Raw genomic sequence first — 1,088 nt, 5'->3', positions numbered from 1 at the left:
GCCAATGGCCAGGCCGCTGGTCTGCCAGAAACCACCCGCAGCGTCTATGACAGCCAGCTCAACCTCCGCTTCGTCATCAGCGCCGGTGGCAATGTCACCGAATTCCGCTATAACACCCTGGGCCAGCGCATTGCCAGCATCAGCTATCCGGCAGCCAGCTACAACCTCACCGGCTTAAACGCCCACCAAAGCCTGAGCCAGACCCAGCTGGAAACCTGGGCTGCGGCCCAAAGCCAGGCCCAGACCAGCCGTACCGACTACCATTACAACAGCCGTGGCCAGTTAAGCAGCAGCACCCGCTTCAATGCGGTTGATGCAGCGGGTAACGGTATCGCTGATGGACAAGAATCCACCACCCTGTATAGCTATGATGCTGCCGGCAATCTCTTGTTCACCGTCGATGCCGATCACAACCAGACCAGTTTTACCTATGATGGCCTGAACCGCCAGTTGTCGACGACCGATGCATTGGGGCATAGCACCATCAACCACTACGATGATGCCAACCACACCATCACCCAGACCCAGGCCAATGGCCGCATTGACACTGCGGTGTATGACGCTGCCGGGCAACTGATCTCCACCATGGCCGGTGGCCAGGCACAAAGCACTTACCGTTATGACGACCTGGGTCGCCTGAGTGTCAGCACCGATGCCACCGGTGTCAAACAACTGTACATCTACGATGCGGCCGGTAACCTGCAAGGACAAGTCGATGGCAATGGCAAAGTCACCCAGTATGTCTACAATGCCCTGGGTCAGCGCACACAGACCATACAACACAGTGTGGCACTGGATGCGAGCCAGATCGCCAAACTCATCAGCAATACCGATCCGCTGAGCACCTCGCCTGCGCCGACCACGCCACCACCAACGACGACACCAACCACGCCACCAGTAACAACACCCACCACACCGGTGCCGACACCGATCAATGTCCAGGCGGCAGTCTGGTCGGCAGAGGCATTTTATGTCGGTGGCACCTACGTCAAGTACCAGGGGCAGCTCTACAAAACCCGCTGGGACACCATGGGTAGCACCATGACCGGCACGGATCTGGATGCGGCAGCGGTGTGGGAACCGGTTGC

General features: G+C 58.7%; 1 pseudogene. It reads left to right on the top strand.

The features are described 5' to 3' along the window. A pseudogene (locus tag ACO0K9_RS27950) lies at positions 1 to 1,088 on the top strand (hypothetical protein); the annotation flags it as partial.

It is taken from the genome of Undibacterium sp. Ji50W (assembly GCF_049340445.1).
Classification (GTDB): Bacteria; Pseudomonadota; Gammaproteobacteria; order Burkholderiales; family Burkholderiaceae_D; genus Undibacterium.
The sequence above is the reverse complement of the archived record's forward strand: the minus strand, read 5'-3'. Positions and strand labels throughout refer to the sequence as shown.